Annotated in this window: 18 protein-coding genes and 1 tRNA gene; 13 read left to right on the top strand and 6 right to left on the bottom strand. The window is 58.1% G+C overall.

Annotated elements, in window-relative coordinates; translation table 11 throughout:
* Positions 1 to 12 precede the first annotated feature (12 nt).
* The gene (locus tag Q0J85_RS06600; RefSeq protein ID WP_294479427.1) at positions 13 to 2,103 is read right to left on the bottom strand and encodes a DUF349 domain-containing protein; all 2,091 of its coding nucleotides are present in this window, start codon (positions 2,101 to 2,103) and stop codon (positions 13 to 15) included.
* Positions 2,104 to 2,369: 266 nt separating this feature from the next.
* On the opposite strand from Q0J85_RS06600, the gene htpG reads away from it, so the two are divergent.
* Positions 2,370 to 4,277: a molecular chaperone HtpG gene (htpG, locus tag Q0J85_RS06595; RefSeq protein WP_294479424.1), complete on the top strand. Its 1,908-nt coding sequence runs from the start codon at positions 2,370 to 2,372 to the stop codon at positions 4,275 to 4,277.
* A gap of 51 nt (positions 4,278 to 4,328) precedes the next feature.
* A tRNA-Ser gene (locus tag Q0J85_RS06590) sits at positions 4,329 to 4,416 on the top strand.
* Here Q0J85_RS06590 and Q0J85_RS06585 read toward each other — a convergent pair.
* A complete protein-coding gene (locus tag Q0J85_RS06585) occupies positions 4,384 to 7,065 on the bottom strand; it encodes a hypothetical protein (protein ID WP_294479422.1) in 2,682 nt (893 codons plus the stop codon). The two genes, Q0J85_RS06590 and Q0J85_RS06585, sit on opposite strands and share 33 nt — an antisense overlap.
* Positions 7,066 to 7,227: 162 nt before the next feature.
* On the opposite strand from Q0J85_RS06585, the gene Q0J85_RS06580 reads away from it, so the two are divergent.
* From Q0J85_RS06580 to Q0J85_RS06545, 8 genes are all read left to right on the top strand, one after another.
* Positions 7,228 to 7,890, top strand: coding sequence for a hypothetical protein (locus Q0J85_RS06580; RefSeq protein ID WP_294479420.1), 663 nt, complete (start codon positions 7,228 to 7,230; stop codon positions 7,888 to 7,890).
* A 134-nt stretch (positions 7,891 to 8,024) separates the two neighbouring features.
* Positions 8,025 to 8,606, top strand: coding sequence for a hypothetical protein (locus tag Q0J85_RS06575; RefSeq protein WP_294479417.1), 582 nt, complete (start codon positions 8,025 to 8,027; stop codon positions 8,604 to 8,606).
* 106 nt (positions 8,607 to 8,712) lie between these two features.
* A complete protein-coding gene (locus Q0J85_RS06570; RefSeq protein ID WP_294479416.1) occupies positions 8,713 to 9,459 on the top strand; it encodes a hypothetical protein in 747 nt (248 codons plus the stop codon).
* Between the two features lie 174 nt (positions 9,460 to 9,633).
* Complete coding sequence (locus Q0J85_RS06565) at positions 9,634 to 10,143, top strand: sigma-70 family RNA polymerase sigma factor (RefSeq protein ID WP_294479414.1); 510 nt, start codon at positions 9,634 to 9,636, stop codon at positions 10,141 to 10,143.
* Positions 10,136 to 10,720: a hypothetical protein gene (locus Q0J85_RS06560; RefSeq protein ID WP_294479412.1), complete on the top strand. Its 585-nt coding sequence runs from the start codon at positions 10,136 to 10,138 to the stop codon at positions 10,718 to 10,720. The genes Q0J85_RS06565 and Q0J85_RS06560 overlap by 8 nt, the downstream gene beginning before the upstream one ends.
* Positions 10,721 to 10,757: 37 nt before the next feature.
* On the top strand, positions 10,758 to 13,826 hold the full coding sequence (locus tag Q0J85_RS06555) for a hypothetical protein (protein WP_294479410.1): 3,069 nt from the start codon (positions 10,758 to 10,760) through the stop codon (positions 13,824 to 13,826).
* Complete coding sequence (locus Q0J85_RS06550) at positions 13,823 to 14,530, top strand: hypothetical protein (protein WP_294479405.1); 708 nt, start codon at positions 13,823 to 13,825, stop codon at positions 14,528 to 14,530. The genes Q0J85_RS06555 and Q0J85_RS06550 overlap by 4 nt, the downstream gene beginning before the upstream one ends.
* On the top strand, positions 14,527 to 15,432 hold the full coding sequence (locus Q0J85_RS06545) for a CsgG/HfaB family protein (RefSeq protein WP_294479402.1): 906 nt from the start codon (positions 14,527 to 14,529) through the stop codon (positions 15,430 to 15,432). The genes Q0J85_RS06550 and Q0J85_RS06545 overlap by 4 nt, the downstream gene beginning before the upstream one ends.
* 76 nt (positions 15,433 to 15,508) lie before the next feature.
* Here the strand turns inward: Q0J85_RS06545 and Q0J85_RS06540 are convergent, their stop codons facing one another.
* The 4 genes from Q0J85_RS06540 to Q0J85_RS06525 form a co-directional block, all read right to left on the bottom strand.
* Complete coding sequence (locus Q0J85_RS06540; protein WP_294479399.1) at positions 15,509 to 16,108, bottom strand: vWA domain-containing protein; 600 nt, start codon at positions 16,106 to 16,108, stop codon at positions 15,509 to 15,511.
* A gap of 201 nt (positions 16,109 to 16,309) precedes the next feature.
* On the bottom strand, positions 16,310 to 16,735 hold the full coding sequence (locus Q0J85_RS06535; RefSeq protein ID WP_294479396.1) for a hypothetical protein: 426 nt from the start codon (positions 16,733 to 16,735) through the stop codon (positions 16,310 to 16,312).
* 227 nt (positions 16,736 to 16,962) lie between these two features.
* A complete protein-coding gene (locus tag Q0J85_RS06530) occupies positions 16,963 to 18,306 on the bottom strand; it encodes an ammonium transporter (protein WP_294479391.1) in 1,344 nt (447 codons plus the stop codon).
* A 29-nt stretch (positions 18,307 to 18,335) separates the two neighbouring features.
* On the bottom strand, positions 18,336 to 18,677 hold the full coding sequence (locus Q0J85_RS06525; RefSeq protein ID WP_294479390.1) for a P-II family nitrogen regulator: 342 nt from the start codon (positions 18,675 to 18,677) through the stop codon (positions 18,336 to 18,338).
* 263 nt (positions 18,678 to 18,940) lie between these two features.
* Between Q0J85_RS06525 and Q0J85_RS06520 the strand changes: the two genes are divergently transcribed.
* The 3 genes from Q0J85_RS06520 to Q0J85_RS06510 all read left to right on the top strand — a co-directional run bounded on the left by Q0J85_RS06520 (position 18,941) and on the right by Q0J85_RS06510 (position 22,203).
* Positions 18,941 to 19,984, top strand: a complete 1,044-nt coding sequence (locus Q0J85_RS06520) for a glycosyltransferase (protein WP_294479388.1) — start codon at positions 18,941 to 18,943, stop codon at positions 19,982 to 19,984.
* A gap of 125 nt (positions 19,985 to 20,109) precedes the next feature.
* Positions 20,110 to 20,862, top strand: a complete 753-nt coding sequence (locus tag Q0J85_RS06515; RefSeq protein ID WP_294479386.1) for an IclR family transcriptional regulator — start codon at positions 20,110 to 20,112, stop codon at positions 20,860 to 20,862.
* Positions 20,863 to 20,883: 21 nt separating this feature from the next.
* Positions 20,884 to 22,203: a mandelate racemase/muconate lactonizing enzyme family protein gene (locus Q0J85_RS06510; RefSeq protein ID WP_294479384.1), complete on the top strand. Its 1,320-nt coding sequence runs from the start codon at positions 20,884 to 20,886 to the stop codon at positions 22,201 to 22,203.
* Positions 22,204 to 22,205: the final 2 nt, after the last annotated feature.

Genomic DNA, 22,205 nt, shown 5'->3' with positions numbered 1-22,205 from the left:
CATTGGTCGAATTCAACGGATTTTGCCGTAAGCGTTGTCGAACCGCTCGAAAGACGCCTCGAGCGCGTCGCGCTCAAGCAGTCCGGCGTTGGCGAACTCCGCCAGGAGCTGCTTCGGGTCGATGCTCTTCGGACGGCTTTCGTGCGCGCTGGAGGCGGCGAAGTTCCCGGCGATCGCTGCCGTGAGTTCGGCGGCGAGGGCGAGGGCGTCATCCACAGCCGGTTTCGACTCCCCGGGCGACTCGATTCCCACAAGTTTTTCGAGTTCCGAGATGATCCGCTTGTGTTCTGCCGCGGCACTCTCGAACGATTTGAGGAGCTTCGCTTTCGCCTTGTCGTCGCCCGCTGCCGCCTGGCCGATCAACGCGGCAGCGGCGGCGAGTTTCGGGAAACGGTCGAGGTGGTCGATCGCGAGCCTCCCTTCGGCGAGCGGAGTTCCGGCCTTAACCTCCTCCCAGGCGGAGGCGAGCGAACGGGCAATGCTCTTCGCCAGCGTGAGTTTATCCGCGATTACGCGGGAACGGGCGGCGGCGAGGGCGTTCTCGAATTTTTCCCCGGCTTTGATCTCCTGCTGGAACGTTTTGCGGCAGCCGAGCTCCTTGAGTTCGCGCCGGATCGCCCGGTAACGCGAATCGGCCGCTGCCGCGTCTGTGAGATTGGCGGCGAGGGCATCGATTTCGGCGATGAGTTTCTTCGACTGCTCTTCGCGTCCGGCGAACACTTCACGCCGCCCGGAGAAGAACTTGTCGAGTGCGGCATTGAACTGTTCCGAGAGCTGCGGTTCGGCGCGTCCGGCGCGCCCGGCGCTCATGAATTCGCTGCGGAGCTGTTTGGCGCGCTGTACGGCGGCGGGGGAGTCCCCGGACTCGCCTGCGAGCTGTTCTGCCTCGGCGATGAGTTTGCGCTTGACTTCGGCGACCGCCTCGAACTTCGCGTTGCGCTCATCGAACCACGCGCTGCGGGCGTTGAAGAACTTGTCCGCGGATGCGCGGAATGCGGTGAACAGCGCTTTCTCCTGCGCGCCTGCGCCCGGGATGGTCTTCCATGCGGCCTGAAGTTCCTTGAATGCCGCGGCGGTCGCGTTCCACTCGGTCGAGTCGGCCAGGGCGGCGGCCTTTTCGCAAAGCTCCTGCTTGGCGGCGGCGGCCTGCTTGTGCTGCTGCCGGAGATGGGCGTAATATTCGTCGATGCGGTGCTGAAGTTTGCGTGTCGACTCCAGATAACGCGGATTGATCTCCTCGGCTTTCACTTTCGGGACGGAGCCGAGCTGTTTCCACTTTTCGCGGAGTTCCTGCAGACGCCTGGCGGCTTTCGGCAGTTCGTTTTCCGGCAGTTTATTGAGCCGGTCGAGTTCGTCGCAGAGATCCTGTTTGAGCGTAAAGCTCGCCCAGCGGGCGAGATCGAGCGTCTGATAGTGCTGTGCGAGCCGTGCATCCGCCTTGTGACGGGCGTCGTTGTACTGGTCGGCAGCATGTTTGGCGACTTTGCCGAGGGCCTTGTATGCCTCATCGATGGCGGCTTTGCGTTCCTTGAGCAGATCCATATCTTCGCCCGCGGTCAGCGCAATGAGCTCATCGGTCAGTTTGGCCGCGGCTTCGGAACGGGCGTTTTCGGCGGCCTGTTCGGCCTCCATGCGTTCCTTGAGCGGCTGGAATTTCGCCAGAAAGGCCTCTGCCGCGGACTCTTCGGAAGTGAGACCGGCGGTGCATGCCTCCCACTTCTTCCCGAGCGCTTCGACTTCGGCGGGCGTGACGAGCTCTCCCGCTGCGAGCAGAGCGTCGAGCTTCTGGTGCAGTTCGACCGATTCGTTGATTTTCGCAAGGTGTTCTCTGCGGCGCTGTTCCACGGCTGCGGCGCCCTCTTCCGCATTTTTTACCGCGGCGGCGAATCGTTTGTCGAGGATCTCGGCATATTCGGGCGGAATCTCCGGGAGGTTCTGCCATTCGGTCCGAAGTTCTTCCAGCCGGGCCGGATAATCTTCCGTCGCGCTCTGAGGCAGCGCCTCGAGTTTGCAGCACACTTCCTCCCGCTGGTGAAGTTGTTCGCGCAGTGTGTCCGACATGCCGCCGGATGCGGCCCGGGGATTTTCGATTTGTTCGCTCATGACTCCATCTTTTCCCGTTTTCGCGGCCGGACCCGATGGACGGGCGCGGCCGGTTGCAATGCTGGAAATCCGGTATCCCGGTTCCTTTTTAGAATGCTCCCGAATTTATGAACTTCATAGATTATAATCCCTTTTCTGTTTTTTTCCAACCGGGAACGGCTGCGGGACTTGATTTTTCTGCAAAAAAAATTATATTTCATTTAATTCAGTTGTAAAGTGCCGGTATTTACCTGCCGGATTTGATTTCACAGAGAGGATTGAGAGATATGTCGAAAAACATGGAATTCAAAACAGAAGTGCAACAGCTGCTGAATCTGATGATTCACTCTTTGTACTCGAACCGCGATATTTTCCTGCGCGAACTCATTGCGAACGCGGCTGACGCGATCGACAAGGCGCATTTTGAGAGCCTGACCCGGCCGGAACTCGTGCGGGACTGGCAGATTCGCCTCGCGGTGGACAAGGATGCCAAGACGCTGACGATCAGCGACAACGGCATCGGTATGACCGAGGAGGAGGTCGTCGAAAACATCGGTACGATCGCCAAGAGCGGCACGAAAGCGTTCCTCAAAATGCTCGAGGAGCAGAAAGATAACAAGGAGCCGCTGCCGGAACTGATCGGCCAGTTCGGTGTCGGATTCTATTCGGCGTTCATGGTCGCTTCCCGGGTCGAGCTGATCACGAAGAAAGCCGGCAGCGACCTTCCGGCGGTGAAGTGGTCGAGCACGGGGGAGGGCACCTACGAGATCGACGCCGCGACCCGCGACGATCAGGGTACGACGATCACGCTTTTCCTGAAAGACGACGCGCTGCAATACCTCGACAGCTGGAAGATCAGCGAAGTCGTGCGCCGTTATTCGGACTTCATCGCCTATCCGATCATTCTGCCGATGAAGAAGATCAACGAGGACAAGAGCGAGACCGTTGAGGATAAGGTGTTGAACTCCCAGAAAGCGATCTGGCTGCGCAAGCCGTCGGAGATCACCGAGGAGGAGTACAAGAGTTTCTACAGCCATCTTTCGCACATGGGCGGCGATTATCTGAAAGCGATTCACATCGCTGCGGAGGGGACGAGTGAATTCAAGGCACTGCTGTTCCTGCCGAAAGAGGCGCCGTTCAATCTCCTGATGCCGGAGATTCAGAAGCGAGGTTTGCAGCTTTACGTGAAGCGTGTGTTCATCACGGACGAGTGCAAGGAGCTGATTCCGGACTACATGCGGTTTGTGGCGGGTGTCGTCGATTCGAGTGATCTGCCGCTGAACGTGTCGCGTGAGATTCTGCAGGAGAATCCGCAGCTGCGCCGGATTGAGAAAGCGATTGTGAGCCGGCTGCTTTCGGAACTCAAGAAGATGCTTGAGAACGAGCGCGACACCTATGCGGGATTCTTCCGTGAGTTCGGCCGCATCCTGAAAGAGGGGTTGCACACGGATTACGCGAATGCCGAGAAGCTCAAGGATCTCGTGATGTACGAGTCGATGAACACGGAGCCCGGCAAGATGATTACGCTCGGCGAATACGTTGCGGCGATGCCGGAGAGCCAGAAAGAGATCTACTATATCACGGGTGAGAAGCGCGAATCGGTCGCCTCGTCGCCGGCGCTGGAGTATTTCCGGTCGCAGGGATATGATGTTCTTTTCATGACCGATCCGATCGATGACTGGATCATGCAGCAGATGTTCCAGTACCGGAAGAAGAACTTCAAGTCGGTTGCGAAAGGTGATTTCGAGGTGGAGGGTTCTGCCGATCTGCTCAAGAGTGCGCAGGAGAAGTTTGCGAAGCTGCTGGAGTTCCTGAAGACGACGCTCGGGGACAAGGTCAGCGAAGTGCGTTTTTCGGCGCGGTTGACGGACAGTCCGTGCTGTCTCATCACGGAGGGGAACGCGCTTTCTCCGCACCTGGAGCGGCTTTTCAAGGCGATGCACCAGGAGATTCCGGAGAGCAAGCGGATTCTCGAGTTGAATCCGAAACATCCGCTCATCGAGGCACTGTTCAAGGTGTACACCGCCAACGAGAACGCGCCGGAGCTCAAGACGTATGCGCGATTGCTGTTTGATCAGTCGCTGTTGACGGAGGGCAGTCCGTTGCCGGATCCGGCGGCGTTTGCGAAAGAGGTGACGAACCTGCTGTTGCGCGGACTTGGCGGCGGCAAGCCGGAGGATTCTTCCGAGAAATAATCTGGAATGCGCTTGAAAAATCGGTTTTTCGGGCGCATATTATGCAAATCCGGAGAAATGGTCGAGTGGTTTAAGGCAGCGGTCTTGAAAACCGCCGTGGCGCAAGTCACCGAGGGTTCGAATCCCTCTTTCTCCGCCAATATCGAATTCTTGGAAAGGCAGGTGGTTGTGGATGAAACAGCCGCCTGTTTTTTTTCGCGGTCTCCGAGCGCGCTTTGCTTTTTCCAGTCGGAATAGAGCCGGTAGAGATCCAGTTGTCCGTAAATGTCGTGGCGCCGCGGTAGATGACATCCCCCTGAAGCAGCTTGACATTTTTCAAAGATGGTGCTACATTAGTTCCCGCCGACGGAGAGTAGGGAGCGTCCCCGCTTGATTCTCCGGTTGACGGAGACTGGGGAGACCGTTTTCCCCCTTCTTCTTTTGAGGTCAATGCGGAGGGGTCGTTCCCCTGAGAACCATTGACTGACGTGGGGGCCGACGATGAGTCCCCATCTGTTCTTTGCCGCGAACAGAGTGATGAGAGCGTGATCAAACGTTTCCGCGTGACGATAATGAATTGAATCGCCCCCTTTGAACAGTCATGTACGTAAACCCGGTTCGGCTTCCGGAAGTTGTTCTGCATTCGTTCGATTGCCCGCTTGATTTCATCCGGCGTCGGATATATATTATTATCAGCTACCGGTTCCGTCGAGTCAGACTCGGTCAAGGAATCGGCAGTGATCGCCGACGTGTCTGACATTTCGGTTGAGGTAGACTTCGGGGACGCTGAGTCAGGTTCAACCAAGGACCCGGAGCCAACCGCCTGACCTGACGGGGCGGCGATTCCCGGCATCTGGTCCGTTGAGTCAGATTCAGCCAAGGACGCAGAGCCAGCCGCCCCATCTGACGGGGCGGCTACTCCACTTTGAAGCATACCGCCTCTTTCCTTTTCCACAGTAAACCGATCTCTGGTACCAACCCGCCTATCGTTCTCAGGAAATTGTGTAATGGCGGAGGTATCGTACTCTTTCTGGCCGATAAACTTTCCTTCCGCGCTGGTGACGACCAGGTGCATTCCCTCCGCGTAGTTCCGTACATAAATCCGGTTTCGACTCCGGAAATCGCGCAGCATCACCTGGGCTTTCGCCACTGTTTCCGCAATCCTCGGAAGCCACGGAATACGGGAGGGGTCAAGATCGCCCTGACCACGCCCCCCGGTATCCGTATCGCTCGTGATATAATGCACCAGACGCATATCACCACGCCGATCTTCTTTCAGATATACCGAATCGCCCCAGGCGTCCGTAACGGAACTCGGAAGCGCTCCATACGCCTCTTTGATGTCGGAAATAACCGGCTCCGGAAGCGCGGTAATCCGGTTCGGCAAATTTTTCGGAATCGAAAGCAGCGGAGTCTCCCCCGTTTCTTCCGGCAGAGCGTCCCGAATCGTCCGGAATTTATCCCCGACCGCCTGGAACATGATATGCTCGTCAACGCGGATATCCTGGTCGGAAAAAGCGACATAGTTGCGCACGCGGGAGCTGTCCCCGATGTAGGTTACGCCATCGATCCCAGCCCGATACAGAAACTCACTCGCGGCTTTCGGGCTGCCGAGGTTGAATGGCTTCGCAAGTTCATGATACAGAAGCTCTCCGCTTGTGGCACTTCCGTTGAAAAAGTTTTTCCCGTTTTCAGTGTATCCGAACGGCAATCCCTCCTTGACCGCCTGATCGGCGATCTTCTGAATCTGCTTTTTCGGAACTTTTTTGTCCCAGTCGAGCAGATTCTCCTCTTTCCCCGGCCAGAATGTCTGCTGATAGAGATTATGAGGAAGTCCTCCAGTTGTCAGCTCTTCCCGGGAAAGGGATGGCAGTTTCGCAATCGCCCGCTCGTATGCGTCCGCTTTTCTCTGATTGATTTCCCGGATGCGGACGCTCTTGTTTTTGGAGGCCAGTTCCTGATAGAATTTCCGCTTGCGTTCCAGTACATTTCGCAAATCAGAGCGTAACCGCTGTTCGATATCTGCCGTGCTGTGTCTTTCGGATGGCTTCATCCGCGCGCTGGACAAACCGGAAACAGCGTCCCAGATCAGCGGGTCCTCATTTTCCTCGATTTTGATCCGGTCCAGAAGCTCCAATGTTTTTTCATCACGCTCCTGATTTTTTCCGGATTCATTGCGCATTTCCGGATTGGCGTCACGCATTCTGGAGTACTCTTCGAGTCCGCTGTACGAGAGTTTTGCGTTTTGCTCCGCAAACTCCCGCACATACGTTTCGCCAAAATGAAACACGAACCAGACCAGATCCGAAACATCCTTGTCGCTGTTCGGATCATTCAGCTTTTTCCCGTCCAGATAAACCACGAGATCATTTTGAGCGGGATTCCGTTTCCGGGCAACGTCTGCTTTGGCGTACCACTCCGCCACCTCCCGGCTGCTTGATCCATACAATCCCCAGCCGAAAACCTGCTGCCCCTCTCCCGTGCCGATGTATTGGAGACTGGGCGCATCGTAGCTGGCGGCGCTTCCCGTCCAGACCGAATCAACCGAATAGACAGCTCCGGTATTCCCGCTTGACTTTTCGCCGGAAGAGGTTATATTATTGTTAGTTTGGATTCCTCGATCTTCTAGCGGTGGCTGCAACCGTTGATCGCCACTGAGCGGTTCAAGGGACTGGGTTCGTTGCTTGCTCTTGGTATGAGCTGATCCCTCATACGTCCAAATCTTATTACCCCGAAATTGATGTGAGTCTTTTTCGATCGGAAACGCCGTTACGACGGAGTAGAATCCATCCTTTTTCCGAAGTTCCAATACGCCAATATTGCGCGGCCTCGATTTCGTGACAAGTTCGAGCCGGATATTATCGCCTTGTCTGGAGGCATAAATCTGATTGGGCTTCCCGAAAACCCCGGTGAGAAAGTCGGAGAGATCATAACCGCGCGCTTCTAGTTCCGCGCCATGCTGATTCCAGAGATGAGCAAGTCCGAACCCGGCATGATTTCCGAAATGTTTCCCCTTGAGGAGTTTGATCGGCAGCGCTTCGAGTCCGAGTTCCTTTCCGGCTTCGGCCATTTCCGGAGTGATTTCTCCCCACACCTCCGACCCATCGGAAGTCAGGATCGGGGTGTTTTCGGAGATGGTTTTATCCTCCATAATCTCCCGCGCGGTGAAATCCCCATCCCTCCCGGCAATCCCGAAAACCGTCTCGCCGTTCTCGTTTACCCTGAACCGGATCATCGATTCCGGCGCGATGACTTTGCCGTTGCCGCGCCGGTTTCTCCGGGCGGCGCGCGCGGAGCGTGCGAGCAGAGTTTCGATCTCTCGGTCGGTCATGCGGACTTGCCGCGCGTGCGGGAAATGGTCGGCAATCCACATGCGGACGGATTGCAGGAACTCTTTCCACCAGTTCGGTTTCGGCGCTCCCGATTCCGCGATGGAGGCGACGTACTCTTCGGCGGCAAGCCGCTGGTCTTCCGCCGTTTCGAGGTTGACGCGGCCGCTTCCGCTCTCCTCCCCGGTTTCGACGTCGGTCGCGAAAACGCGCTCGTGGAACGGGAAATTCAGCTGCGCAACCCGGTCGAATCCTGGTTCGTTGAAGTGTTCGCGATAGATGTTGTCGAGAATTGCACGGTATAGAGGAAGAATCGCTTGTGACAAAATATTGAAATAATAACAAAGTTTTCCCTTGACATAATCTTTTGAGCTATTATAGTATAGCAGTTCTTGCAGGTGCAAGTAATAAAAAGGCTGGACAAAACAAGGAGAGTCAAATGAAAAAATTTTTCTTCCTGGCACTGTGTGCAACGGCGGCGCTGTTTTTTGCCGGCTGTACCTCCATCAACACCAGTGATGCCGGCAGCATGAACGTCTATCCTGCCACGGTCGGTCCGGTCGACAGCTATCGGCCACTGTACAAGGTCAATGAAAAGGAACGTGTCAGCGGTCAGGCTCAGGTCAATGTTTTGTTCGGTCTTTTTGCCTGGGGAGACACCTCTGCGTTCGCCGATAACGCGACTCTGGCTGCGAACGACAGCATCTGGAGTGCGCTTCTGGCCTGGCTGCCGAATGCCAAGGAGATTGCGGCCAAGGCGGCGTTCTACAATGCCTGCAAATCCAGCAAGAGCGATGCCGTCGTCGCGGCCCGTTACGAAATTCAGACCGACGATTACTTCGTGTTCAAGAAGATGAATGTCAAGGTCACTGGCTTCCCCGCGACGTTGACCGGTGTCGAGATCGTCAAGCCGATGCCGTTTTACATCAACGGCAAAGGTGAAGTTGTCGTCATGGAGAAATTTGTCGTCCCCTACAAACTTTTTGATGTGACTGCATCGAAATCGGGTTGGTTGTTCTGAGTGACGACATTGTCTCGGATGTGTTTCCAGCCCGCATCCAGATCGAAGGAGCGAAGTTTTCTCGCTCCTTTGTTTTTTTGATTCCGATCACAGGGGAGACCGATTCATGAAATTCCTGCTTTATTTTTTCTTGCTGTCGGCAGCCGCCGTTTCCGCAGTTGCCGATCAAATTCCGGGGGCGAGTCTGCCGAATGATTTTGCCGGCGAATGGGATGTCTATATCGTCAACCATCAGGAGAAAAATCTGCTGGCGGATTATCATTGCCGCATTCTGGCCGACGGTACGGTGGAATCCATCACGCCGGGAGCTGCGGAAAAAACTCTCCGGGGCAGACTGACGTATGTTCAGAAAAAGTGGACTCTTCTTCTCCCGGAAAAGAATCCCGACGCCGGAAAAGACGAGATTCAAAAAGAGAAACGCGGCTTGATCGCCTGTCGGGTCAGTCGTGACGCGATTGAATTCCAAAATGATTTTCAGCCGGATCTGATATTGCGTCTCGAGCGCCGTAATTCCGGGAATCGTCTGACTCCGGACTGGTTGGTCGGCTCCTGGTCCCTGATTCAGAAAAACCTTAAAAGCGGGGAAGAAAGAGTCGCTCCGTTTCAGCTGATCTTTTCTGCGGACGGCAGTTATTCCTTTGCCGGAAAAGACGCGGAACATCTCAACGCCGAGTATGCCGGCTCCAGCAAGATCGAAAACAACCGGCTCTATTTGAAAAATCAGTGCAGAACAGCGGACAGCCTCTGGTTCCAGACCGTCTTTTTCCGGGATCGCGACCGCCTTGTCCTGAACCGCCTCGACGTGTTTCTCCGCGCGGAAAAAGTATCTGACGCCGGCGGAAAAACGGAATAGTCTCGAGAAAAATGTGATGTGAACGGTTCATCGCGCCGGAGTCGCTCCTGAACGGCATGATCGGAATCGCCCTGAATTCCCATGAAGAAAAAAAGAAGTTTTTGCAGCCGCAGAAACTAAGAAAAGGCTCGGCAGAGGCGTCTTAATTAAAAAAAAAGACGAACAGGGACACGCATGAACCGGGATGACATGTGGAAAACTCTCTTTGCGGAATTGATTCGGGAGAAACTCGGATTGTTCCGCTCCATTTCGTTCCACATCGTCAACTCTTCCGTCGATGCGGACGATGCTGTTCAGCGCGCGTTGCTCAAGGCGTGGGAGCGGCGAACCCAGTTCCGGAATCGGCCGGATGCGCTCGCGGGATGGGTATCGCGGATTGTCGTCACGGAGAGTTACGATTTGCTGCGCCGGCGGGCGCGCGAAGCCCGCACCCGGGAGGCGTTCTCCCGACTGCAGGCCGACGGCCCGGACAACACGGCAGAACCGATGCTCGACGAACTCGACCGGGCGATCGCGGAACTGCCGGAGCTGTATCGCGAAACGGTCCATGTGGCGGTTTTGAGCGGAATCCCCGGTGCTGAGGCGGCGCGCCTGCTCGGGTGCAGCACCAACACGCTCTATCAGCGGATTCATAAAGCCAAAGCTCTGCTCCTGGAAGCGATGAGGAGATTGCAAGATGAATGAAACACGACTCAATTCCCTGTTGGAACGGAAGAAATCGGCGCAGGCGCATTTCCCGCAGAACGAAACCGAATTCGCCGAAACCCTTTTCCGACGGATTGATGAGCGCCGGAAAACCCGCCGCACCGCGTTGCTCCGGTTTGCCGCATGCTTTCTGGTTCTTTCGGTGGCGGCGGTGAGCGTGCTGCTGCTGCCGCTGACCCGGAAAGCGTTCGTCACGTACAACCCCTATACCGGACTGGCGGAGACGGTGCGGCTTTTCGGGGAGGATGCAGCGGTGCTCTTCGTGAACGATGAACTTTACACGGGGGCGCGTTCGGAGTCTCCGCCGGACAACCTGGTCATTCTCACGCTTCTGGACGGAAACGGTAAGATTATCCGGCTTTCGCTCGCCTGTTCCGATCAGGACACCATCTATCTGGACACCCCCGGAATTTCCGGCGAGATCGTCTCCTCACGCTGCGACGGGGAGACGCTGGTTCTGGATCTCGATTTGAACTGGAACGGCAGGCGGATCCGGACGGATCTGCCCGCGATTCGGCGCAGCGGCAATCATTACGACGGCCGGGAGCAGGGATGACCGCCGCAACGATGTCGCGGTATTCTCCGGAACACACATGATGAAACACTCCGCAACACTGTTCTTTCTGGTCGGCGCAATCACGCTCTGCGCCGCGCCGCTGAAGGTCGCCCTGATCGGCGAAAAAGAGCCGGTCGCGCTGCTGACGGCGGAACTCTCCGACGCGCCGGAAATCCAGCTGCTCGAACGCACGGAAATCGAAAAGATTCTGCAGGAACACCGGCTGCACGCCGCAGCGCTTTCGCCACAGGAGTTGCTTCGCTGTTTTCCGCACGCGGATTACTTCGCCGTCGTGTCGGGAAAACGGCTGATTGTGTTCAACGGAAAAAACGGATTTCTGATCCGGAGCGGAGAGTCGGAACATCCGGCGGACGATCTCCGGCGCGCGATCGCCGAAAGCCGCCGGGGAATCCCCCTCTATCTGGCCATTGTCTCCGTGCGGATGGTGGGAATTCCGCAAAAACGGGAACCGCAACTCGAGGCTCTCGTTCCGCGGCTCGAAGAGCGGCTGCTCCGGATTCCCGGAGTCCAGATTCTGGAACGTTCCCGGCTCGGACTCGTGACCGCTGAACGGGAACTGACCCGGCAGACATTCGCACTCGCCCCCTCCGCGCTGCTGCTGAGCATTGAATTCGAGGCGAAAGACGATGGCGTCAACGCGAAAGTTCTCGTCCGCGATCTCGACGGGCAACTCGCCGGACGCTGTGAGAAAAACGTGGCATTTGCCGACCCGGATGGATTTTGCGAAGCGGTGTGCGGCGAACTGCAAACCGTGTTTCAGCCGGAGCGCGAACAGCGGCGCAGCCGGCGGACGGAAGCTGCCCGGTTCTTCGAGGAGTTCTCCGCTCTGGAAATGAGCGATGCGAAATTCACGCCGGAGTGCCGGGAAAAACTCGAAGCCGCGCTGGCGCTGGCTCCGGACAATCCCCGCTACCGCTTCGCCGAAATCCGCTACCGGGCGGACGATCTCCGCAGGAACGTCCCCTGGCCGGAGCTTGCCGAAGAGTGGCCCGCGCAATGGGAACGGTGCCGGAAGTTCCGGCAGGAGTTCCCCCGAGAGACCGACTCCGGCGGCGTCATGTACACAAGTTACGTTCTGCCGGGCCTGAACCGGCGGCGCTGCCGCCCGGGAAGCGCCGAATACCGACTGGCGGAAGGGATTCTGCGCGAAATGCGCCAACTGGCGGGGGAGGAAGCGCGGCTCCGGCATCCGTGCCCGGCCACGGAAACCATCTCCACGCCCGAAGAACTGAACAACTTCAGCCGCGTCTGCCTCAGCAGCTGCCGCCTCGAATCCTACCTCTCTCTCGAACAGTGCCTGAAGGAGCAGCTGAGTCTGGAACTGCAATTTTTCCGGATCGCGGAGAAACTGCACGCCGCTCATCCGGAATGGAACAAGCAGATCGCATCGATCATCTCGCGCAACGGACACGGGCTGGCACTGGATTTTCTGAGCGCCGGAGAATTTTGCGATTCGCCGGAAATCAGACGCCGGATCATCCGCAGCCATCTGACTTCACCCCTTATGACGGAATATCTGGAGTTCATCCGGCGAAGTTCCATTCCGTTTCTTCAACGGCAGTTTCTGCTGCTGCGTTACATGCGGAAAGTGTGCGCCGTTCCGCAGGAGGATGAGGAGGAGCGCTATGCCGAGGTGTTCCGGGAGTTTTTCGCGGAGGCGAAGCATCACTTTCCCCGGATGCTCGAACCACCGTCCGGCCCGACCCACTATGGCAGCGTCGGAGCGGCAGGAATCTTTGAAAATTTCGTCGCCCAGACCACCGGCGCGCTTGCGCTCTACCGCCGGGAACTTGCCGCCTGCCGGCGGGAACACTATGCCGTCGGCGACTGGACGATGCTGGAAATGATGATCCGGCAGGGGGAGAAGCCCGAAGCGTTCGTTCCACAGGTCAAAACCCTGCGGAAATACAATTATGACCGGCTCACGAAAAACAAAACCGCCAATCTTTATGCGTCGCTCCTCTGGCGCCTCTTCGACCGGGAGGGCAATTTCCGCAGCCGGGCGGCGGAACAACTCTTCTTCGACGCGAATTGCGCCTTTCGCATCGAGACCGGGCGGTATCGGGATCTGTTCCGCTCCGGCCCCGCGTCCGGAACGATCGAAACCCTGCTAGGCTCGGCGCGCACGGACGACGAAACCTGGCTGCTGTTCCGCCGCAGCGGTGACGCCCGGATTCTGCTCGGAGCGATGCGCGACGACGGAACTGTCATTCCCTGCGTGGAAACTCCGTTGAAAAACGGAGAATTCGACGGCAACGACGATGTGATCGCCCGCCGTCCGGCTCCGTTCACCGTCAGTGAAACGCTCGCCGTGATCGGCGACAAACGGGGGAATCTGCACTGTTACGACCGGACAACGCAACAATGGACGCAGATTCCGGAGTTTCTGCCGGTGCCTCCGGTCTCGCTCGCGGTAGCTTCCGACCGGATCTGGGGACTCGGCGGCGGCAATCTCTACAAAGGGGAGTTCTGCACGCTGGTCTCCTGCGCGCCGGACGGTTCCGGCCGGAAAATCCACTTCAGCACCGCCCGCGTCGAACCGCAGAATGAACTCGACCATCTGAAGATCCGCGAGGTGAACTCCCTCCTGGAGCACGAAAACATGCTGCTCTTCGCCGTCACCACCCCGGGAAACACCATGGTCTATGCCGTTTCCCCTGTCTCCGGGGATTTCACCCGCCTCGTCCGCTTCCCCTTCTCCGGCGCCGGAATCGACATGCTGTGGCGGCAGCGGGATGAAGTCTACTGCTTCACGATGGCGCACGGAGAGCGGATCTACCGGATCGATCCGGCGCAGAAACGGGCGCAGTGGCTGTTCAACCAGAGCGGCGAACGATACCGGTTCGACGATCCGGCGGCCCGGCCGGTCGTGCTCAAGGGGGGATTCTGGCAGATGAACCGCCCCTGGTGTTTCCGCGGGAAACTTCTTTTCAGCGCGAACTGCACGCCGGGAGTGATCGATCTCGCCTCCCCGGAGCGGTCGCCGCTGCTGTGGCTGCCGGCCTGCTCCGCTCTTTTTGAACGGCCGGACGGGGTGCTGTTTCTCGGATATCAACGCTATTTCATCGTCAAGGAGAAGATATGAGGACGCTGACGCTGTCGATCTGCTGGTGTGTGCTTACGTTGGCGTTGTGCGGAACGGAAGTCGTAAACCTGTGGTCGGGGCGGCCCGTCACGCTGCCCGGTTGCGGCAAGTGGGAGATCTCCGCCGGGAACGGGCGGATTCTCGCCTCCGGCGACGGCGAAATCCGCCTGGAACTCCCGGCGCTGGAAGCCGGAACCGCTCTCGATACCGAATTGACGTTGAACGGGGAAAAACGGAAACTGCGGTTCCACTCCCCGCAGCCTCTGACCGGATGGAATCTGGTCAGCGACAACACCCTGCCGCCGCGGCAGCTGCGCCGGTTGATCGAGCTCGGAATGGGGATGCTCGCCGAGCCGCCGTCGCTGCGACCGGACGAGATCGCCGTGTCGGGCGGATTTTTCCTCTCCCCGGGCGGGACGGAGTCCCCGGGCAGTAAACTTACGCTCTGTTTCCCCGACAAACGGGATTTCCCGCTCGTGATCGGCGGAAACTGGGAGGAGTTTTCGGGGGGACGCGCTAAGAATCCCGGCGTCTTGAGCGTCTATTACGACAGAAAAGAGCTGAAACTCGATCTGAGAGGAGACTTGACGTACCTCAAACTTGAGTCTCCCGGCCGGCGAATCGTCATCATCACGCCGGATCTGGATTGGGACAACATCGATAATGTACTTTTCATCAGGCAGCTTATGGAGGAAGCAAAATGAAGAAAATCACGTTGATTCTGCTGGCGGCTCTCGCTGTTTCGGGCGTATGGGCGGAGAGTGTACAAATTCCGACCGTCGCGGTGCTGCCGTTTGAGGTGAGAGCCCGCTCCGGCGGGCAGGCCGCCGACGGCAGATCGATCGCGGAACTGGTCGGAATCGCCCTGCTGGAGACCGGTTCGGCGGAACTGGTCGAGCGCGCCGAACTCGACAAGGCTCTGGATGAACTGCAGCTCTCCGCCGTCGGACTCGTGGAGAAAGAGAGTCAGCTCAAACTCGGCAAACTCGTCGGCGCCCGGATCATCATCACCGGCTCGATGTTCCGGTCCGGCGAAAAACAGTACCTCGTCGCCAAGATTATCGGCACGGAAACCAGCCGGGTGATGGGGTGCAGTGTCTCCGGCACGGGCGAATTCGCCGAAATGACCGGGGAGATCGCACCGAAAATCGCGGCGATTCTGGAGAAACAATCGGAAAAGCTGCTGCCCGGACCGCAGAGTGTCAACTCCGTTGCGAAACAGCTGGCCGACACAGTTGCAGGCAGACAGCGCAAGGTGTTCGTCCGTGTGAAAGAGGAGATTCAGGTCGCGGTTCCCGACCCCGCGGCGGAAACCGCCCTGAAAGCGTTGCTGCTCGAACTCGGATTCGAGGTCGTGAAGCGGGAAGACCAGGCCGATTTCATCGTGACGGGCGAAGCGGTTGCCGCCCAGTCCGGATTTTACCGGAAATTCACTTCCGCCTCGGCGCGCGTGGAGCTGTCGGTCTCGGACGGCGGAAAGAAACTCCTCGCAACCGGAACGGCGAAAGAGACTCTCGCCGGCGCGACCTACGTGATCGCCGCCAAGGATTCCATCGAACAGGCGGCGCTCCGCCTCGCCGGAGAACTCTTCCCGGCCATGAAGTGATCGGACCGGGAAGCCGGCGGTGGAGAACGGCGTATTGCCGTTTCTCCCGCCGGCGGCCTTTTCTCCGAACGGCGGCTCACTTTTTCCGGCGGGATTTCTGCCGGATGGAGAAACTGCGTTCGCACAAATATGCGGTGACGCCTTGAATTCCCGTCGGGGACGCGCAGAAATTCATGCAGCTGTCCGAGGAGAGCCCCAGCTCCGCGCCGGTTGCAAAAGCGTCCTGATTCGCCGCCAGATAATCGAACTCCCAGCTGTAAACTTCCGTCTGATGCCTGATGCGATTTTTGACATCTCCGGCGGAATACTCCCGACTCGCGTTTTCCATGCCGTCGGTGATGATTACGAAAAGCACGTGTTCGGGGCGTTCGGACTCCGGCATGGCTGCCAGTTCCTGTCCCAGAGTGTCGATCGCGATGCAGACCGCATCGTTCAGAGCGGTGCAGCCGTTGCAGTGATAGTTCTCCATCAGATCGTCCTGAAACGTCGACAAATCGACGCGCTCGACGATTCGTTTCGCCCGGTCGGAGAATTGATACAGGTCAAAAACCGTTTTCCCGGGGAATTCGCGCTGTTTATTCAGAAACTCATTGAAATTTTTCTTCGTCTCGGTTTCAAGCCAGCTCATGGAGCCGGATGCGTCCAGTACGATGCAGATGTGGGTGCAGTCTTTCATGATTCCCCCCTTTTTGATTGAATTTCGTTTGCGGGCCGGTTCTGGAGATAATATGTACGCCCGCCTGTGACAAAATATGTCACAGCAACCGCGTCCGGCGGATTTTTTTCCCGAAAAATCAATCGGCGAGAGCCGCGCATCCCGCACCTGGAAACGCGGAAACGACCCGCGAAAGCGGAACGGAGAAATCGGCCGTGCCTGTCATCTGCGCACAAAACTCAAAATCCGGATCTGAGCCCGGGGATATCTCGCCCTCAGCTGGTTTTTCGCCATGGACTGGGTCAGAGCGTTGTTTAAAGTGGTGGTCGAAGTCGTCCAGGGGGCGTTCCCCTGTTTCATCTGGTATCGTACCAGATGGGAGACCGGCGTTCCCCAGGAGGCGGAGAGAATGCGGACTTTGCTGCCGGGATGCCCGGCCGAAAGCTGGTTGACCATCATCGACTCCGTCACCGCGCCGCGGAGGGAGGTGGTCACGCTCCTCCATGAACTGCTGCCCGGGGTCTGGATCTGATACTGAACCCGGACGGAGACATCCGCAGGAACGATCGCCTCCGCGGCCTTTCCCATCAGCGCACTGCCCGGGAATATCACCGCCGCCAGAATGATTCCAACCAATATTTTTTTCATGATTGCACGCCTCCTGTTCAGGTTTCAGGTTGAATCAGAGCGAAAAACAGCTATCAAAGTTACTATACAACATCGATAGCCGATTGCAAGCACCGGACGGGATTTTTCGAGGACATTCCTTCTTGTCGACCGGGGAGGGGCAAAAAAAACGGGAACCGGTTGTCCACACCGATTCCCGTCCGGATTGCCGGGATGTTCAGGAGCACTTCCCGGCTCTCCGCGGAGAATTACTGATTGCTGAAGAACTGGAATCCCGGATAAGCCTCCATTCCATGTTCCCCGAGGTCGAGTCCGCGCAGCTCCTCCTCTTCCGAGACCCGGATTCCCATCGTATGCTTGAGCACCCAGAAGATCAGGAATGCCGCAGGGAATGCCACCACGCCGACCGCCAGCACGCCGACCAGCTGCGTCCAGAAGCTGTATCCGCATTCCGGGAAAGCGAAGATGCCGACCGCAAGCGTTCCCCAGATTCCGTTGACGAGATGGACCGACAGCGCACCGACCGGGTCATCAAGCTGCAACCGGTCGAACATCAGCACTGCGGGGACCACAATCACACCGCCGACCAGGCCGATGATGATCGAGGAAGTCGGGCTCACGCAGTCCGCACCTGCCGTGATCGCCACAAGTCCGGCCAGACAGCCGTTCAAGGTCATCGAGAGATCCGGCTTGTGGAGGAAGAACATGCTGCAGAGCATCGCTCCGAGCACTCCCGCCGAGGCTCCGAACATCGTCGTGCACAGCACGAACGAGATCTTCGTCGGTTCCGCCGAGAGAATGGATCCGCCGTTGAATCCGAACCAGCCGAGCCACAGGCAGAACACACCGATCGTCGCCAGCGGCATGCTGTGACCCATGATCGGCATCGCCCGGCCGTTTACATACTTTCCGATTCTGGGCCCGAGCAGGATCACGCCCGCAAGCGCTGCCCAGCCGCCGACGCTGTGAACAAAGGTCGATCCGGCAAAATCATGGAAATTCATCCCGGCAAGCCAGCCGCCGCCCCATCCCCACGAACCGATCACCGGGTAGACGAGCATCACGTACACCAGGGTGAATACCAGGAATCCCTTGACTTTCACCCGTTCCGCCACCGCTCCCGAAACGATCGTCGCGGCGGTTGCGGCGAACATCCCCTGAAAGAAGAAGTCCGCCCAGTAGGTGAAGTGGCCGTTGTAGGCCATCGCCTCGGCGATCGTCGCGTCCGGATTCGAGCCCATCCCGAATCCCGCAAAGCCGAGGATCTTGCCGATCTTCCACGCCTCACCGGGGTACATGAGCGAGAAACCCATCACCGCGTAGGTCAGGAACCCGATCGCCGGAACGAGCGTGTTCTTGAAAAGAATGTTCGTACAGTTCTTCGCCCGGCAGAGTCCCGACTCCACCGTCGCAAAACCGAGGTGCATCAGAAAGACCAGCATACCGCCGATCAGCACCCAGAGGTTGTCAACGTAAAAAAGCGCCTGTTCCACTGTCGCTGGTTCGGCGGCCGCCTCTTCTGCTGCCGGGAGCGCCGCGGCGGCAAACAGCAATGCCGCTCCCGAAAAGATTTTCCACTTGTTTCTCATCATTTCCTGTCTCCTGCCTGTTTCATTCCGGGTTATCCGATCGCCTCCGGGCCATGTTCGCCGGTGCGGATCCGGATGCAGTCCTCCATCGGCAGAACGAAGATCTTGCCGTCTCCGATGTGGCCGGTCCGGGCTCCGGCGATGATGCCGTCGATGGTGGTTTCGACATATTCGTCGTTCACTCCGATCGCGAGTCGTACTTTCTTGAGCAGATTCACTTCGGAGATCGCACCGCGGTACGCCTCGACGTACCCTTTCTGCTGACCGCAGCCGAGTGCGTTGCTTACTGACATCTTGAAAATGCTGCGCTTGTAAAGCTCCTGCTTGACCGCATTCAGCTTTTCCGGTTTGATGTAGGCGATAATGAGTTTCATAAGCACCTCCTGGTTGTTTCGGGTTCGGCACAGTGAAAGCAAAAGGCGTGCCAAAATCTCAAAAGTGTGCTCCGGAGCGTGAAACCACGATTGCGACTCACGATGCCCCGAAACAGGGTTTTACAATTTTGTTCATATTGGAACTCGATATGACAAAAAATGTAAAACCGCTCTTTTCGCCGCGGAGGTTGAAAAAATATCGATGTCGGGCTATGTTACCACCCGGACGGAAACGCTCACACAAAGGAGGAGAGGCGGAGACGGTGGCGGAGAAACTCGGTATTTTCACCCGGTACGGAAGGCGCGGCGCATCGAGTCGTCTGCGCTATTTCGACTACAAAGACGCATTCGAGGCGGCCGGATTCTCTCCGCATTTCCACCCGTTTTTTCCGGATGCCTATCTGAAGCGGCTCTACGCGGGCAACGGAAAATCCCGTCTGCTCGCCGCGGAGGCGTTGCTGCGGCGGCTCGCAACGATGAGCGCACATCTGCCGGAGCGGCTGCTCATCGAATATGAACTGCTGCCGGAACTCGCTTTCGGGATCGAATCGCACTTCCTGCGCAACCGCCGCTACGTGTTGAATTTCGACGACAATGTCTGGCTGAAATACGAGGGCCGCGGGAGACTTGCGGAGAAATATGACCGACTCATCGCCGGTGCGGCCGGTGTGGTCTGTGCGAACGATCTCTTGCTCGAAAAGGCGCGAAAGCATAATGCGAACGTCATTAAAATTCCGACGGCGGTGAATCTGGAGTCCTACCCGGCACAGGCGCGGAAATTCCCCGATTTCACGGTCGCCTGGATCGGAACGCCGGTCACTTACGAATATCTCGAATCCCATGCCGATGCGCTCCAGTCGATGGCTCTCGCGGTGGATTTCGAGCTGCTGGTCATTGCGCGGAAAGAGCTTGCCTCGCGGGCGATTCCGGGCGTGAACATGCGGTTTGTCGACTGGTCCGCGGCGAGGGAGGGGGAACTCCTCGCCCGTTGCCATATCGGAATCATGCCGCTTCCAGCCGGAGATGCGTTCGCCGCCGGGAAGTCGGCATTCAAATTGATCGAATATCTGGCGGCGGGAGTTCCCGCCATCGCGAGTCCCGTCGGAGAAAACACGAAAGTTCTGCGGGACGGCGAAACCGGCTATCTCGCGGAAACCCCCGAAGAGTGGACCAATGCTCTGATTCGTTTGAAAGACGACACGATCCGGGGACGGTTCGCAATGAACGCCCGCCATCTGGCTTTTGAATACTCCCAGCAGAAATTCGGCCCCATCTACGCGGATTTTCTGCGCCGCGTCCTGCGCTGAAACCTCTCCCCGCAGGCAAAAAGCATCTTTTTTTCAAAACACAGCTTGACTTTATCTGTATAATTGGGTATAATATATTCAAATTATAAAATCATTTGTTCACATTTGAATAATACGGGGATTTGATGGCAGGAGACAACACCATTCCGGCGGTGGAGAAAGCTGTGGCGATCCTGAATCGGCTCGGAGAGAGCGCCGATGGGATGACGCAGGCGGAACTCGCTGCCGCTTTGAAGATCACGCCGAGCAGCTGTTACCGGATTTTGCAGACGCTGCTGGTGGCTGGTTGGATTCGGAAAACCGAGGGGAGCCGCTATGATCTCTCGTTCGGACTGCTCGGAACGGTACGCAAGCTGACGGATGGAGCGGCACATTTCCGGGCGATGATGCCGGTGCTCGAGGAGCTCGCGCAGACGACGGGTTTGTGTTGCAAGCTGTCGGTGCGGCAGGGGGAGTTTCAGATTCCGCTGCTGCGCGCCGAGTCGCCGCGGCCGATGGCGGTTTCGGGGCGGATCGGGGTGCAGTTCCCGGTTGCGGAGGGATCGGTCGGCGCGGCGCTGCTCGCTTCGACTCCGGCCGCGGAACGGGAGAAGCTCGCGCAGATCTGTGCCCGGGAGACCGGAGTGGCGGAGTCCCCGAAACTGCTGCGGGACGGGGTCGAGGCGATCCGGCGCGACGGTTACTGCTTCAACCGCGGCCGCAACCGCTGGCGGATCGATGCGATGTCCGCTCCCGTATGCAATGCCCGGGGGCGGGTGGTTGCGGCGCTGACACTGCTCGGGTACGATGAGGATTTTTCGGAAGAACGGCTCCCGTCGGTTGCGCGGGAGCTTCTCGATAAAGCGGAACAATGCGGGCGGATTTACGCACGCGCATAAAAAGAAGGAAACACTCCGGCAATGGGAAAGATCGATCCATCGACACTGAAGATCACCGACATGCGTTTTGCCGACATCGACGGCGCGCCGAAACGGTGTACGCTTCTGAAACTCTACACGAACCAGGGGCTGGTCGGTTACGGCGAAGTCCGTGACGCCTCGAGCCGCACCTACGCGGCGATGCTCAAGAGCCGCATTCTCGGAGAAAATCCGTGTAACATCGACCGGCTCTTCCGGCGGATCAAACAGTTCGGCGGCCACTCGCGGCAGGCGGGCGGCGTCTGCGGCATCGAAGTTGCGCTGTGGGATCTCGCCGGCAAGGCGTGGGGAGTGCCGGTCTGGCAGCTGCTCGGCGGGAAATTCCGCGACCGGATCCGGGTTTACTGCGACACCGACTCCGAGGGGGGCGGACGCGACATGGGCAAAGCGCTCCGGGAGCGCATGGCGCAGGGGTATACGTTCCTCAAGATGGATCTCGGGATTGAGCTGCTCATGGGGAGAGAGGGGTGTCTCTCCGCGCCGCTCGGATTCCTCGAAAAGATGCGGGAATACAAAAAAACGGTCTTTTCGACGCCGCACGGTTCGATCGATCCGCGCGCGATGCGCGGCGAGGCCTACGACCTCTTCAACACTGCGCACGGATTCACCGGCATCCATCTGACGGAAAAGGGTCTGGATTTTCTCGACGAATACATGGGGGAGGTTCGCGCCGAGATCGGGTATGAGATTCCGCTGGCGATCGACCATCTCGGGCACATTCCGGTGGAGGATTGCATCCGACTGGCGAAACGGCTTGAGAAATACAATCTCGCGTGGATGGAGGATCCGGTTCCGTGGCAGCTCACCGGCCAGTATCAGCGGATGGCGGCCGCGACGACGGTTCCGCTCGGAACGGGTGAGGACATCTATCTCAAGGAGAACTTCCGGCCGCTGCTGGAATCCGGCGCGCTCGCGATGATTCATCCGGACGTGCTGACCGCGGGCGGCATCCTGGAAACGCACAAGATCGGCGATCTTGCCGAAGAGTACGGCGTGCAGATGTCGATCCACATGGCCGAGAGTCCGATCGCGTGTCTGGCGGCGGTGCACGTTGCGGCCGCAACGCGGAACTTCATGGCGCTCGAGGTGCACTCCGTCGACGTACCGTGGTGGGCGGACCTGGTCGTGCCGCGCCTCGAGATCAAAGCCGGTGAGATCGCCGTCCCGGATGCGCCGGGGCTCGGCATCGAGGCGTTGAATGAGAAACTCATCGCGGAGAAACTCCATGCCGACTTCCCGGTCGCATGGGCCTCCACGGAAGAGTGGGATAAAGAGTGGGCCAACGATCGGCAGTGGAGCTGAAA

It is taken from the genome of uncultured Victivallis sp., assembly GCA_944389935.1.
Taxonomy (GTDB): Bacteria; Verrucomicrobiota; Lentisphaeria; order Victivallales; family Victivallaceae; genus Victivallis.
This window is presented reverse-complemented; position numbering and strand designations above follow the sequence as displayed.